The following is a 395-nucleotide window of genomic DNA, read 5'->3' on the forward strand; positions in this document are numbered from 1 at the left end:
CATATATCTTTTTTTTCAAAAACCTTTCAAACCCATTAATGTATCTTTATCATTTTTTGCTTCTTATGGCCTTTTTATCAAGGCATATATTTAAAAATTTTACAAAATATTTAAAGTCAATTTGTAAAAAAACTGTATAGCTTGATTTACCTCTTGTTTTTCAAGCTTTCCCATAAAACTTATCGTTAAAAAACAGCTTGAAATATAAAAATCTGGAGAAAAATGCAATGAACACAGTAACTAATGAAACACACGCTATATCCGTAAACCAATTGCGTGCTTTTATCGAACGTATTGAACGATTAGAAGAAGAAAAGAAAACCATTTCTGATGATATTAAAGAGGTTTACGCCGAACTTAAAGGTTCTGGATTTGTTAGTAAAGCTGTTCGAAGT

At 28.9% G+C, this 395-nt stretch carries 1 protein-coding gene; it reads left to right on the plus strand.

From position 1 onward, the window contains the following. Positions 1-227 precede the first annotated feature (227 nt). On the plus strand, positions 228-395 hold a 168-nt coding region (locus J7R10_RS09355), incomplete at its 3' end, for a GapR family DNA-binding domain-containing protein (RefSeq protein WP_208436534.1).

It is taken from the genome of Bartonella vinsonii subsp. berkhoffii ATCC 51672, from assembly GCF_902825225.1.
Lineage (GTDB): Bacteria > Pseudomonadota > Alphaproteobacteria > Rhizobiales > Rhizobiaceae > Bartonella > Bartonella berkhoffii.